This window comes from Saccharopolyspora sp. NPDC045839 (assembly GCF_056431645.1).
The window spans coordinates 34384-48019 of sequence record NZ_JBWKKH010000038.1 but is presented as its reverse complement, the minus strand read 5'-3'; the positions used below and the strand labels follow the sequence as shown (position 1 = coordinate 48019).

Genomic DNA, 13636 nt, shown 5'->3' with positions numbered 1-13636 from the left:
CTTGTCAGGCAACGACTTCCGCGAGTTGGCGCCGCTTGGCCTCCTCGACGCCGGCCAGGACCTGCGGGGTCACCGAGCGCAGGAACACCGGCATGGCGATCAGGACCGCCAGGACGAACACGGCGAAGGCCGCGCGCATGCCGGCGAACTCCGCGAGCAGCCCGCCCACTCCGGCGCCGACCGGCATCGCGCCCCAGCTGAACAGCCGCGCCGCCGCGCTGTAGCGGCCCATCATCTCCGGATCGACCAGGTACTGCGCGATGGTGCGCGCGTTGACCGCCCACAGCGTGCCGCCCATGCCGCCCAGGAACGCGCCCACCGCCAAGATCCACAACTCCGTGGTCAGCACCGGCGCCGCCACCATCGCCAGCGTGCCGACGAGGTCGGCGAACAGTGCCCACCGGCGGCCGATGAGCCGGTTCACCGCGGTGACCGTCAGCGCGCCGACCAGGCCGCCGATGCCGAGCGCGCTCAGCAGCACCCCGTACTCGCGGGCGTCCAGGCGCAGCACCGTGGTCGCCATCAGCGGCATCAGCGCCAGCCACGCTCCCCAGCAGGAGCACAGCACGGTCAGGACCAGGGCCATCAGCCGCAGCAGGCGCTGCCGCCACAGGTGCCGCAGGCCGCTGCCGATCTGGCGGCTCACGCTCGCCGGTGCCCGCCCGGCCGTCCGCGGCAGGCGGAACCGGCCGACGAGCAACACCAGCAAGACCGTGCCCAGCACGTACCCGGCGGCGGTGGCGCCGAGTGCGAAGGCGCTTCCGGCGGCGAGCAGCAGGCCGCCGACGAACGGGCCGCAGAACTCGTTGCAGACCGTTTCCGCGCCGGTGATCCAGGCGTTGGCCCGTTCCCGCCAGCGCGGGCCGACCGCCGTCGGCGTCAGTGCCATCGCCGAGGTCAGCGCGACCACTTCCGCGATGCCCAGCACCGCCCCGCCGACCAGCAGCAGGGGCAAGCTGATCGCGCCGGCGAACCGGGCGAACAGCAGCGCGGCGAGCGTCAGCAGGCGCAGCGAGTTGGCCAGCCACAACAGCTTCCGGCGGTCGAACCGGTCGACCAGCACGCCCACGTGCAGCGCCGTCAGCAGCCACGGAAGCGTCAGTGTCATCGACACCGCCGCCACCGCGGCGGGCGAGGCCGTCAGCGTCGTCGCGATCAGCGGCAACGCCATCTTGATCACGCCGTCGGCCAGGTTGGTGATCGCGGTGAACACCACCAGGACCAGCGTGTTGTGCGCACTGCGATCGCGGGGCGCCGCCGCCACGTCCGGGGGCGCGTGCTCGGCGAGTCGGTCGGTCATCTCAAACGCACCTCGACGTAACCATCAAAACCGTTTTGGTGGATAGTAGCGACGTGGATCATCGCACGGCAATCCCGCGAACGGCAGCACTGGAGCGCGGGCGACAGCCCTGCCCGCCACCCGCAGCTCCGGTCACGTCACTCCGGGATCGCGCCGTCGGCGATGCGCAAGATCGCGTCAGCCGCACCGAGGATCGCCTCATCGAGGGGGAAGTAGCGCTGCTCCGCCTTGGCGCCGGTGCGCGTGCGGGCCTGGCCTTCGTCAGCCCCAGGTGGTGATGCGGCCCTGCAGGAGGCCTTCGCAGGTGTCCGGCTCGGGCTCTCCGAGGTGCGTCGGCTCGCCGTAGGCCAGCAGGTCACCCGGCGGGGTCCCGAAGTCGTTGCTGTCCTGACTCAGATGCCTGAACCGTATCTTTGAAAGCTCTGTTGATACTTTCGAAGCACTGGGCACGGATTCATGCGGTAAAGTCTCAAATCGGTGAGAAACTTGCGACCAGCCGACCTCGCGCGCGAGCACGGCATCTCGACCCAGGCGGTGCGCAACTACGAGCGGGACGGGTACCTCCCGCCCGCCGAGCGCACGCACAGCGGCTACCGGGTCTGCACCGAGGTGCACGCGGCGGCCCTGCGCGCCTACCTCGCCCTCGTCTCGGCGTACGGCCACGCGGCCAGCGGCCGGATCATGAACGCGCTCCACGACGACGCGCTCGACAACGCCCTGCTGATCATCGATCGCGGCCACGGCCAGCTGCTCCGCGACCGCGAAACCCTCGATGCGGTGCGGAAAGCGGTGGATCACCTGACGGTGGAGCCCGATGCCGACCCAGACCGGCCGGAAGCCGCCGTGCCGCTGAACATCGGCGAACTCGCGCACCGGCTCCGCGTCACGCCCGCGACCCTGCGCAACTGGGAGGACGCCGGCATCCTCGTCCCCGCGCGAGACCCGGCCACCGGATACCGCCGCTACCGCGCGGGCGACATCCGCGACGCCGAGCTCGCCCACCTGCTCCGGCGCGGTGGCTACCCGCTGGAGCACATCTCCACCGTGGTCCAGCAGATCCGGACCGCCGGCGGCACCGAGGCGCTGTCCCGCGCCCTGGCCGACTGGCAGCGGAAGCTCACGGCGCAGGGCCGCGCCATGCTCGACGCGGCCACTCACCTCAGCCGCTACCTGGGTTTGCTCGACGAATCCCGGCCCTCTTCCTGAGGCACGGCCTACTCCTCGGCCAGCCGGCCACCGAGCCACGACTCGACATCCCGCACGGCGGCAGCGGCCATCGCGGTCGGGAAGGAGATGAAGCCTGGCCCGGACTCGGGGTACACCCGGACGTCCACGTCGCCGCCCGCGGCGGAGAGCCGGGCCGCCATCGCCAGGTTGTCCTCGAGGGCGGTGTCCAGGCCGCCCACGACCAGCAGGGCCGGTGGCAGGCCGACGAGATCGCCGTAGAGCGGGGAGATGTCGGGATCGGTCCGGTCGGCGACGTGACCCGCGTACGCCTGGACGAAGAACTCGTCGGCGATCAGCCGCCCGCCCGGAGATCGCCCGCTCAGGTCGTAGGCCCCGTGCAGCAGGGCCGCACCGGCGAACCGCTCGGCCAGACCCAGGGCCCGCAGGCGGAGCAGGGTGACCACGGCCAGGTTGGCTCCCGCCGACGCTCCGCCGATCACCAGTTTCCCCGTGCCGAACAGGGATTGGGCGTGCTCCACGAGCCATCGGGCGGCGGTTTCGCAGTCGTCGGGAGCCGCGGGCCACGGGTGCTCGGGCGCCAGCCGGTAGTCGACGCTCACCACGGCCACCCCGAGGGCCTCCGCCAGGCGGGCATTGCGGTCATCGCCCCAGGCCGCCGATCCGAGGTAGAAGCCCCCGCCGTGGATGTCGAGGAAGGCTCCCCGGATCTCGCCTCCCTCGGGGACGGTGATGCGCACCGGGACCTGGCACCCGCCGGCCTCGGCGATGCGGTCGACGGCCTTGCCGCCGGACTGGGCGGTGGAGGCCAGCCGCTCGCGGATCTGCCGCAGGCCCTCGGGTGTGGCCGGATCGGGCATCGGTTGGTCGGCGGCGGCGGCCCGTGAGGCGGCGTTGAACTGCCTGCTCTCCTCGACGTGCGCGGCCAGATCCTCGTCGATCAGCCGTTTCAGCCCGATCTCCATGCCTCTCCTCCCAGATTCCGCCCGGCGGCGTTTTGTCCACACATACTTGCGGATTCGCGTCAAGGATCAGTCGAGCGCCGTCCGCGGCACGCCCCGGCTCGCGCACCAGCTCGCTGGGACTGCCGGGGTCACCGCGCGGCCGTCGCCGGCGAGTCCCAGTCGATGCGGTGACCGTACATCCAGTCCATGGACTCCGGGTTCGGCTTGCGCAGTTTGAAGATCAGCGGCAGCACGTGCCGCATCACGGGGCCGAGCGTCTTGCCGTCGCCGTTGCGCTTCCCTTGCGCTACAACACGTTCCACCCGGGCACGGCGCAGTGACTCGTACGCGGTGAAGGCGGCGGGCACGCCGTCCGCGTCGCGCAGGCACTTCGCGAGCGTGACCGCGTCTTCGATCGCCATCGACGCCCCCTGGCCCGATGCGGGCGAGGTGGCGTGCGCCGCGTCGCCGATGATGATCATCCGGTCGCGGTGCCAGGTCGGCACCTTCGGGAAGTCGTAGGTGTTCCAGCCCGCGAAGAGCTCGTCGCTCGCGGTGACGAGGTCGCGGGCGGGGCCGTCGTCCTCGGTGAACAGGTCGAGCAGTTTGGCACGCCACCGGTCCTCGCTGACGGCGGCCAGCTCTTCCTTCGGCAGCTCCTTCGGCTGGCGCGGGTTGGCGAACCACCACACGTCGCCGCCGGGGTGGACGAGGTAGCAGTAGAAGCAGCCACGCCCGAAGACCATGTGCATCTCGCCGGGCTCGGCGTCGAGCCGCAGTCCTTTGGCATAGCCGCCGGTGTTGAGCAGCGGTACGTACCTCGGCGCCGGTGCGTTCGGGTCGATGATGGTGCGGACGGTCGAGCGCAGGCCGTCGCCGCCGATGAGCAGGTCGGCGTGCGCGGTGCCGCCGTCGGCGAAGGTGGCGGTCACGCCATCCCTTGCCGGCGTCGCGGCCACCAGCCGCTTGCCGTACTCGATCGGTATGCCGCGCCGCACGGCCTCGTCCCGCAGCGAGCTGTAGAGCGCGGCGCGCGTGATGGTCTGCGTGCCGGTTCCGTCGGGTAGCGCTGCGCCGAAGCCGAACTCGGCCATCGATCTCTTCCCGCCCATGCCGATGGACATCTTCGTGGTCGCGAACCCCTTGTCGCGCACGATCGCGTGCAGGTCGAGCGTGCCGAGCGCCGCGAGGCCGTTGACCGCCAGGGTCAGGAACGCGCCGACGCCATCCGCGCCGCGGTCGTACGCCTCGTAGACGGTCGCGTCGAGGCCGGACTTCTGGAGCGCCATCGCCGTGACCGGCCCTGCTACGCCGCCGACGATGATCAATGCCTTCGTTTTAGTCATATTATGACTATATATAGAATGACTCTTCGGGCAAGGGGTACTAAGGTCTGTCCCATGGCGAGGAGCATCCATCGGCGGTCCGTGCTGGCACTCGTGCTGCTTTCCCTGCTGGCGGAGGAGCCGATGCACCCGTACCGGATGCGCGAGATGATCAAGGAGCGCGGCAAGGACCGGATCGCGAACGTGGCGCAACGCAACAGCGTCTACCAGACGATCGACCGCCTGCTGCGCGCCGAGCTCATCGCCGTCCGGGAGACCGCCCGCGACGAGCGCAGGCCGGAACGCACGGTTTACGAGATCACCGATGCCGGCCGAGAAGCACTGCGCACCTGGACCGCCGAGATGCTCGCGAGCCCGGCCCGCGAGTTCCCGGAGTTCCCGGCCGCGCTCGCCACCCTCATGGTCCTGACTCCGGAGGACGTGACGGCCGGGCTGGCGAAACGGGCGACCGACCTGGCCACCGCGCTGGCGGCCGACCGCGAGGCCCTCCGGGCCGCGCCGGAGCTGCCGCGGCTCTTCCTCCTGGACGAGGAATACTCGATCGCGGTCCGCGAGGCGGAGTTGAAGTGGATCGAGGACGTGCTGGCGGCGCTCCGGTCGGGCGAGCTCACGTGGTCGGAGGAATGGATCCGCGCGGTGGCCGAGAAGCTCGCCTAGCCGATCGGGGCCGAAGTCCCGACTGGACTGACATGGGCGAACGGTGTCCATGATCCATGGCGCTGGTCCGCGGCCTGGCGAAGGCCATGCTGGAGGAGCAGAAGTCCGTCGACGTCGAGTTCACCGAGCGCCCACGGCGGGCCCCTCGAGGTCACCGTGGAGGCGTCGCGGCCCGCCGGGTGATCACGGTCGCGGCACCTCCAGCACGTCCACAGTGGAGCCGTTGGGCAGACCGCCGGGCGGGACCACCGCGAGGCCGTCGGCGAGCGCGAGGCCGCGCAGCATCGCGGGACCGTCGAAGGGAAGCGGCGCGACCGTGTTCTCGCGGAGCAGCACCGGCAGCAGCCTGGCGCTTCGCGGATGTCCGGGCAGCTCGACCGAGACTTCGACGCGTCGCGGCTCCGCATCCGGCCGACCGCTCAGGCGGCGCAGCAGCGGCAAGGCCAGCGTCACCGTTCCCGCGACGGCCGCGAGCGGGTTGCCAGGGAGCCCGACGAGCCGGCGGGTGCGCCCGTCCGCGGCCGGCGGAAGCCCGGCGAGCAGCATCGGATGACCTGGCCGCACGGCGACGGAGTCGACCAGCAGCCGGGCGCCGGTCTCGGCGAGCACTGCGTGCAGGAAGTCGACCGGACCAGCGGCGGTGCTGCCGGTGGTGACCACGACGTCGGCCGGTGAGTGCCGGATCGCGTCGTGCAGCAGCTCGAAGTCGTCGGCGATCCGGCGCCGGCCGATCACGTCGCCGCCGCACTGCAGCATCGGCGGCAGCAGCGGGCTCAGCGCGTCGCGGACCGCGCCGCGGCCGGGCAGGCCGGAGTCCAGCAGTTCGTCACCGAGGACCAGCACCTCCACCGTCGGGCGCCGGTGGACGACGAGCCGGTCGTACCCGGCCGCCGCGGCCAGGCCCAGCACGGCGGGCGTGACCGTCGTACCGGCCGGCAGCAGCGGCTCGCCCGAGCGGCATTCCTGACCCCGGGGCCGGACATCGCGGCCCGGGGTGGGCGGGCTCGGCGCGCGGTCGAACAGGATCCGGGCCGACCGCTCCACCTCGCCGTGCTCGCTGCGCAGCACCGCGATCGGGCCGGGTGGCAGCTCGGCGCCGGTCGCGATGCTCACGGCGGTGCCCTCCGCCAGCGGTTCCGGCCGCCCGCCGGCCCGCACGCCGGTGCCGCCGAGCCGCCACGGTCCCGGCCCCGCCACGGCCCAACCGTCCATTGCGGACGTGTCGAACGGCGGCAGGTCGGTGAGCGCGACCAGCGGTTCGGCGAGGGCGTGGCCGAGCGCGTCGGCGAGCTCGCGCGCAACCGCGGGCAGCGGCTCCCCGGCGGCGTCCATGGCGGTGTCCCGCGCCTGCGCCCAGCTCTTCGCGGGCGCCTCGGCACCGATTCGTGCAACGAGATTCATCTGATTCCCCGCCCGGTGCACCGCCGACGGAACGCCTCGTGCTGTTCGCAATTCTCGGCGATGCGGAAATCCCGGTCGCCCATCAGTTTCCGATATCGGGCCCGAATGGTCAAAGCGGAGTCCCCCACCAGCCGATGGGCAATGCCCATCACCGGCCGGGCCGGAGTCGATAAACGGCGCCTATCAGATCATCGCCGCTCCCTCTTTGACTTTCTCCGGCCGGTACCGAACGCTTGAAAAGCGCGGCGGAATTCGGAAGCGAACGAGGGGCTGGCCACGACATGAGCAAGATCGAAGATCCCGGCGAGGACGCCCTCTCGGTCACCCCGCCCAAGACCTGGGCGGCGGGACTGCCCGCGGTGGCGCACGCCGTGGAGTACTCGCTGGGCCAGACCTCGGTCCGGCGGACCATGCTGACGCTGCTGAACCTCAACCAGGCCAAGGGAATCGACTGCCCCGGCTGCGCGTGGCCGGAACCCGGCCCGAAGCAGCGGCACCTCAACGAGTACTGCGAGAACGGCGCCAAGCACGTCAACGACGAGGCGACGTCGCGCCGGGTCACCGCCGACTTCTTCCGCCGGCACCCGGTCTCCGAGCTCGCCCGCAAGTCCGACTACTGGCTCAACCAGCAGGGCAGGCTCACCGAGCCGATGGTCAAGCGGCCCGGATCGGACCACTACGAGCCGATCACCTGGGACGACGCCCTCGGCCTGCTCGCCGGCGAGCTGCGCGCGCTGGACTCCCCGGACGAGGCGCTGTTCTACACCTCGGGCCGGCTCAACAACGAGGCCGCGTTCCTGCTGCAGCTGTTCGCGCGGGCGTTCGGCACGAACAACCTGCCCGACTGCAGCAACATGTGCCACGAGTCCAGCGGTTTCGCGCTGCAGCAGACGCTGGGCATCGGCAAGGGCAGCGTGAGCCTGGACGACATCCACGAGTCCGACCTGATCTTCGTCGTCGGCCAGAACCCCGGCACCAACCACCCGCGGATGCTGTCCGCGCTGGAGGAGACCAAGCGGCACGGCGGGCAGGTCGTCGCCGTGAACCCGTTGCCCGAGGCCGGGCTGATCCGGTTCAAGAACCCGCAGAACGCCCGCGGGATCGTCGGCCGCGGCACCGCCATCGCCGACCAGTTCCTGCAGATCCGCCCCGGCGGCGACCTCGCGCTGTTCAAGGCGCTGAACCGGCTGCTGCTGGAGGCCGAGGACGCCGCCCCGGGCACCGTGCTCGACCACGAGTTCATCCGCGCGCACACCACCGGCTTCGAGGAGTTCGCCGAGCAGGCCCGCCAGATCTCGTGGGACGAGATCCGCGCCGCCACCGGGCTGTCCCGCGAGGAGATCGAGCAGGTGCTCGACCGGGTGCTGGCCAGCAGGAGCGTCATCGTCTGCTGGGCGATGGGCCTGACGCAGCAGAAGCACGGCGTCCCCACCATCCGCGAGGTCGTCAACTTCCTGCTGCTGCGCGGGAACATCGGCAAACCGGGGGCCGGGGTCTGCCCGGTGCGCGGGCACAGCAACGTGCAGGGCGACCGCACCATGGGCATCTGGGAGCAGATGCCGCAGTCCTTCCTGGACGCGCTGGAGCGGGAGTTCGGCTTCACCCCGCCCGCCGAGCACGGCTGGGACTCGGTGGATTCCATCCGGGCCATGCTCGACGGCCGGGCCAGGTTCTTCCTCGGCGTCGCCGGGAACTTCGTGCGGGCCACGCCGGACAGCGAGATCACCGAGCGGGCGATGCGCCGGTGCCGGCTGACCGCGCACATCTCGACCAAGCTGAACCGCTCCCACGCGGTGTGCGGCGAGACCGCGCTGATCCTGCCGACGCTCGGGCGCAGCGACCGGGACGTCCAGGCCGGCGGGGAGCAGTTCGTCACCGTCGAGGATTCGATGAGCGTGGTGCACGCCTCGCGCGGCCGCCTGGAGCCGGCCTCGGAGATGCTGCTCAGCGAGGTCGCGATCCTCGGCCGCCTGGCGCGGCTGACGCTCGGCGCGGATCCCGACATCCCGTGGGAGGAGTTCGAGGCGGACTACGGCACGATCCGGGACCGGATCTCGCGGGTGGTGCCGGGGTTCGAGGACTTCAACGCGCGGGTGGCGAAGCCGGGCGGGTTCGCGCTGCCGAACCCGGTGAACAGCGGGGTCTTCCGCACGCCCAGCGGCAAGGCGGTCTTCACCCGCAACGAGTTCGAGATGCTGAGCGCGCCCGAAGGGCACCTGGTGCTGCAGTCGTTGCGCTCGCACGACCAGTGGAACACCATCCCGTACGCGCCGAACGACCGCTACCGGGGCATCCACAACGCCCGCCGGGTCGTGCTCGTCAACCCCGTCGACCTGGACGCGCTCGGGCTCGCCGACCGCGCTGCCGTGGACCTGGTAAGCGTGTGGCACGACGGCGTCGAGCGACGGGCGCGCGACTTCCGCGTGGTCGCGTACCCGACGACGCCCGGCTCCGCCGCCGCGTACTACCCGGAGACCAACGTCCTCGTGCCGCTGGACAGCGTGGCCGACTTCAGCAACACGCCCACCTCGAAGGGAATCGTGGTCCGGCTGGAACCCCGCTCCTGACGCCACCGCCGGAACGTCCACATCGGATCGTCTGATGTGGACACCACGTCGTGCCGGGATCGCCTCCGCACGCGAACCAGAAGGGCCGACCCGGCATGACGACCTACCGCACCGCGTCCAGTTGGATGCCGGCCGCGGCCGCGGTGTCCCGAAGCCACCTACCCCACCGGATCCCCGGTGACCTCCAGGAAAGGACGCAACGATGGGCCGAGTGACCGTGCGACGGCCGGTGCTGCGCATCCGCGACGGGGTGCGATCGCAGCGACCGGACACCCTGACCGCCGAGGAGCCGATGGAGATCCGGGTCGGCGGCCGCCCGCTCACCGTCACCATGCGCACCCCGGGGCACGACTTCGACCTCGCCGTCGGATTCCTGGTCAGCGAGGGCGTCGTCGACTCGGCCGACGACGTGGCCGCGATCCGCTACTGCGCGGGCGCCACCTCCGACGGCGGCAACACCTACAACGTCGTCGACGTCGCCCTCGCTCCCGGTGTCGCGCCGCCGGATGCGTCGCTGGAGCGGAACTTCTACACCACGTCGTCCTGCGGGCTGTGCGGCAAGGCGAGCCTGGAAGCGGTGCGCACCACGACGGCCTGGCCCCTCGGCGAGGACTCGCTGCGGATCGAGCCGTCGACGCTGGCCGTCCTCCCCGACCGGCTGCGGGAAGCCCAGCGGGTGTTCGACAGCACCGGCGGCCTGCACGCAGCCGGGCTGTTCACCGCCGACGGCCGGCTCACGTGCCTGCGCGAAGACGTCGGGCGGCACAACGCGGTGGACAAGGTCGTCGGCGACGCCCTGCGCGCGGGCCGGCTGCCGCTTCGCGATTCCGTCCTGATGGTCAGCGGCCGGGCGTCCTTCGAGCTGGTGCAGAAGGCGGTGATGGCCGGGATCCCCGCGCTGGCCGCCGTCTCCGCACCGTCCTCGCTGGCCGTGGACCTGGCCGCGGACGCCGGGCTGACCCTCATCGGCTTCCTGCGCGGCACCTCGATGAACGTCTACAGCGGCGCCGAGCGGCTGTGCCCGGACCCGGCGTGAGGTTCACTCCAGCGCTCCGGCCACATCCACCGACCGCGCGACCTCGATGAACGCCCGGCCCATCACCGATCCGGGCTCCCGCGCGGTCGTCACCAGCCCGACCCGCGCCTCGTGGTCCGGGGCCACCAGCGGAACGGCCTTCACCCCGGCCGTGTCGCTGATGGCCCGGGCGAACGGGGCGGGCACGATGCTGGACCACCGCCCCATCGCGACGTGCGCGCACAACCCCGCGATCGAATCGGTTTCCAGTTGCGGGACGGGCGAAATCCCGACTTCGGCGAAGACCCCGTCCAGGGTGCGGCGGCCGCGCATCGACGGCGTCAGCAGGCACAGCGGCACCCGCCCGGCCTCCGCCCAGGTCACCGACTCGCGGGCGGCGAACTCCCCCTCGGCGAACGTCAGCAGCACGTACCGCTCCCGGTACAGCGCAACGCTCACCATGCCGGCCGCCTCGGCGCCGGCGAGGTAGCCGATCGCGACGTCGAGCTCGAAGTTCTGCAGCCGCCGGAAGATCTCGTCGGTGGGCAGGTCGGCCATGACCTGAACGCGGGCGAGCGGGTGTTCCGCGCAGAACCGCGCCGTGAGCAGCGGCACCGCGGGCGCGGCCGTCGGGATGACGCCGATCGAGAGCTGACCGGTCAGCCCGGTGCGCAGGGCGCTCACCTCCAGCCGCATCGAATCCCGGTCGGCGAGGATCTTCTCGGCCCAGCGGACGATGCGCTCGCCTTCCGGCGTCAGGCCCTGGAAGCGGCGCTCGCGGCGGATCAGCGGGACGTCGAGTTCCTCCTCCAGCTTCCGGATCGCCTCGGACAGCGCCGGCTGCGAAACGGAGCACGCTTGCGCGGCGCGCACGAAATGCCGTTCGCGCGACAATGCCACCAAGTACTCGAGCTGCCGGAAGAGCATTTTGTTCACCTAACGCCAGAGGGCCGCGGAACATCCTATCCCGGAACGCGAAAGCCGACTTGCGACACCGCGTGACGTCGCATGCACACGGAGTCCCGGCACGCAAATAGGTGCGACCTATCGCGAAATCGGAAATGTCTCTTTGACTTTCCCCAAATGCCCGGCGGAGAATTCTGCCGGTGCCGATTCGGCCGCTGCGCGAAGGCGGCACGGCACCGCAGGATTTCCCGACTCGTACTGCCCGACACAAGCTCGCGGCCGGCGCGGCCGCGCAGCGCGGAAGACCGGGAGGTGGGCCGTGCCGACTTGGCGGGTGCGCGATTTCCACGACGACGACCTGGACCAGGCGATCCACATCTGGGACCAGAGCAGGGAGGGCGGCGAGCCGGCGTTCTCCGCCGCCGAGGTGGTGTCGCTCGCGCGGGCCGGGCATCCGGCCCTGGTCGCGGTGGTGCAGCAGGACGTCGTCGGCATGGCGGCGGCGAAGGTCGAGGGCGACCGGGCCTGGCTGGCGCTGTTCGCCCTCGACGCCCGGTGGCGCAACCGCGGCATCGGCAGCGCGCTGCTGGCCGAGCTGGAGAAGAAACTGCGCAGCGCGGGAGTGCACCGCATCGCCAGCCTGGTGTCGGAGGGGGCCGCGGGCTTCCGGGCGATGGTGAACTCCGGCTACCGGCCCCGCACCGACCTGACCTACTTCGAGAAGGTCCAGGAGCTCGACCCCGCCGACTTCGACGTCCTCGAACACCTCGGCGGCCGGCTCCTCCCGCCCGGCGGGTGGGACGCGCTGGCGGGCATGCGGCGGGAGAAGGATGTCATCGAACGCCGGGTCGTGCTGCCGATCTCCCACCACGAGCAGGCCGAGCGCCACGGCGTCCTGCCGCCCAAGGCGATCGTCCTGTTCGGGCCGCCGGGCACCGGCAAGACCAGCTTCGCCAAGGCGATCGCCTCCCGGCTGAACTGGCCGTTCGTGGAGCTGTTCCCGTCCCGCCTCGCCGCGTCCTCCCCGGACGGGCTGGCGGCCTCCCTGCGGGAGGTGTTCGCGGAGCTGGAGGAGCTCGACGACCTGGTGCTGTTCATCGACGAGGTCGAGGAGATCGCCGGCACCCGCTCCAGCCCGGCGGTGGGCGCCGCGCACGGCGTGACCAACGAGCTGCTCAAGCTCATCCCGGGCTTCCGCGAGCACGACCACCGCCTGCTGGTGTGCGCCACCAACTCGGTGAGCTCGCTGGACCCGGCCTTCCTGCGGCCCGGCCGGTTCGACTACCTGATCCCGGTGGGGCCGCCGGATCCGCCCGCGCGCCGGGCGATCTGGTCGCGCTACCTCGGCCCGGCGCGCGACAACGTCGACCTGGACCTGCTGGTGGAGCAGACGGAGCTGTTCACCCCGGCGGACATCGAGTTCGCGGCGCGCCAGGGCGCGCAGACCGCGTTCGAGCGCGACGTGCTGCACGAGCGCGGCGACCTCGCAACGACCGACGAGTACCTGCAGGCGATCGCGGACACCCGCCCCACGCTCACCGCGGAGGCCATCACCGAGTTCGAGCGCGACATCGACGCGCACACCCGGCTGTAGCGGCTGTTCTTGAACCCTGCTCGTTGGCGGGTGTGGAGTGAACGGCCCGTTCGTACCGATAGGTGAAGTGAACAGGCCGTTCGCCTCACCACCTCGAAGCCCGCCGACCGACCACGACGCCGCGCCACCACATCCAGAACAGCTCGCTGTAGCACCGAGGCCGGTCGAATGCGGTTTCGGCCGCATCCCGCAGGAGCCGCTGCCCGCACCGCTACGCAAAGCCGATTCAGAAATCTCCCCTTGGAGCCGGACACTTGGAGGTGAGTGGTGTGGGCGCCTTCGATCAGCGGCGGCTGCCTGCTGCCGCCTCGGGGCGGCGACCACGACCTGTTGCTCGGGCGGGACCTTTCGATCGGGTACCGGTCGCACGGCGCCGGGGGAATCGACCTGTACTTCGAGGTGAGCTTCGCGTCCCGCTCAACACGCCCGCGCCGGCGATCGCGCTGTCCGCCGTCCCGGCCAGCTGAGTCCCCGGCACGCTCTCATTCCTTCAGGTGAAATCGCCGATCGTCGGCCATTGTGGACGGACGCCACCGGCGGCCCTGAACCGCCGGCGTTGATCACGGTCTGCCGCATGGACAAGGGCGACTCAGAAGGTTCCAGAAAGGCTCCGTCCATGCTCGTCCCGGTGGTCGGTAGGTGGCGTTTTCGCGCGAAAACAGCACCCCACCCCTCCCCCAAGAGACAAGGTTTCGCCGACAAAGAAACACCCTTTCCCAAT

At 71.2% G+C, this 13636-nt stretch carries 11 protein-coding genes; 6 read left to right on the top strand and 5 right to left on the bottom strand.

All coding sequences use genetic code 11. The annotated features are described in order from the left end of the window. Positions 1–4 precede the first annotated feature (4 nt). Entirely contained in the window at positions 5–1300 is a 1296-nt protein-coding gene (locus AC07EQ_RS36255; RefSeq protein WP_478392329.1) for an MFS transporter, read from the bottom strand. 477 nt (positions 1301–1777) lie between these two features. On the opposite strand from AC07EQ_RS36255, the gene AC07EQ_RS36250 reads away from it, so the two are divergent. Further along, positions 1778–2506 (top strand): TioE family transcriptional regulator, encoded by a 729-nt coding sequence (locus AC07EQ_RS36250; RefSeq protein ID WP_478392328.1) that lies wholly within the window; start codon positions 1778–1780, stop codon positions 2504–2506. Between the two features lie 8 nt (positions 2507–2514). Here the strand turns inward: AC07EQ_RS36250 and AC07EQ_RS36245 are convergent, their stop codons facing one another. Both AC07EQ_RS36245 and AC07EQ_RS36240 read right to left on the bottom strand, forming a co-directional pair. Then, on the bottom strand, positions 2515–3450 hold the full coding sequence (locus tag AC07EQ_RS36245; RefSeq protein ID WP_478392327.1) for an alpha/beta hydrolase: 936 nt from the start codon (positions 3448–3450) through the stop codon (positions 2515–2517). A 128-nt stretch (positions 3451–3578) separates the two neighbouring features. After that, positions 3579–4775, bottom strand: coding sequence for an FAD-dependent oxidoreductase (locus AC07EQ_RS36240; protein ID WP_478392326.1), 1197 nt, complete (start codon positions 4773–4775; stop codon positions 3579–3581). 54 nt (positions 4776–4829) lie between these two features. Between AC07EQ_RS36240 and AC07EQ_RS36235 the strand changes: the two genes are divergently transcribed. Next, complete coding sequence (locus AC07EQ_RS36235) at positions 4830–5432, top strand: PadR family transcriptional regulator (protein ID WP_478392325.1); 603 nt, start codon at positions 4830–4832, stop codon at positions 5430–5432. 183 nt (positions 5433–5615) lie between these two features. Here the strand turns inward: AC07EQ_RS36235 and AC07EQ_RS36230 are convergent, their stop codons facing one another. Beyond that, positions 5616–6833: a molybdopterin molybdotransferase MoeA gene (locus AC07EQ_RS36230; RefSeq protein WP_478392324.1), complete on the bottom strand. Its 1218-nt coding sequence runs from the start codon at positions 6831–6833 to the stop codon at positions 5616–5618. A 281-nt stretch (positions 6834–7114) separates the two neighbouring features. Between AC07EQ_RS36230 and AC07EQ_RS36225 the strand changes: the two genes are divergently transcribed. Further along, entirely contained in the window at positions 7115–9400 is a 2286-nt protein-coding gene (locus AC07EQ_RS36225) for an FdhF/YdeP family oxidoreductase (RefSeq protein WP_478392323.1), read from the top strand. A 202-nt stretch (positions 9401–9602) separates the two neighbouring features. Next, entirely contained in the window at positions 9603–10436 is an 834-nt protein-coding gene (gene fdhD, locus AC07EQ_RS36220; RefSeq protein WP_478392322.1) for a formate dehydrogenase accessory sulfurtransferase FdhD, read from the top strand. A gap of 3 nt (positions 10437–10439) precedes the next feature. On the opposite strand, the gene AC07EQ_RS36215 is transcribed toward fdhD, so the two are convergent. After that, on the bottom strand, positions 10440–11342 hold the full coding sequence (locus tag AC07EQ_RS36215) for a LysR family transcriptional regulator (protein ID WP_478392321.1): 903 nt from the start codon (positions 11340–11342) through the stop codon (positions 10440–10442). 298 nt (positions 11343–11640) lie between these two features. Between AC07EQ_RS36215 and AC07EQ_RS36210 the strand changes: the two genes are divergently transcribed. Then, entirely contained in the window at positions 11641–12915 is a 1275-nt protein-coding gene (locus AC07EQ_RS36210; protein ID WP_478392320.1) for an ATP-binding protein, read from the top strand. Positions 12916–13179: 264 nt separating this feature from the next. Further along, the gene (locus AC07EQ_RS36205) at positions 13180–13413 is read left to right on the top strand and encodes an encapsulin (RefSeq protein ID WP_478392319.1); all 234 of its coding nucleotides are present in this window, start codon (positions 13180–13182) and stop codon (positions 13411–13413) included. The last annotated feature ends 223 nt before the right edge of the window (positions 13414–13636 follow it).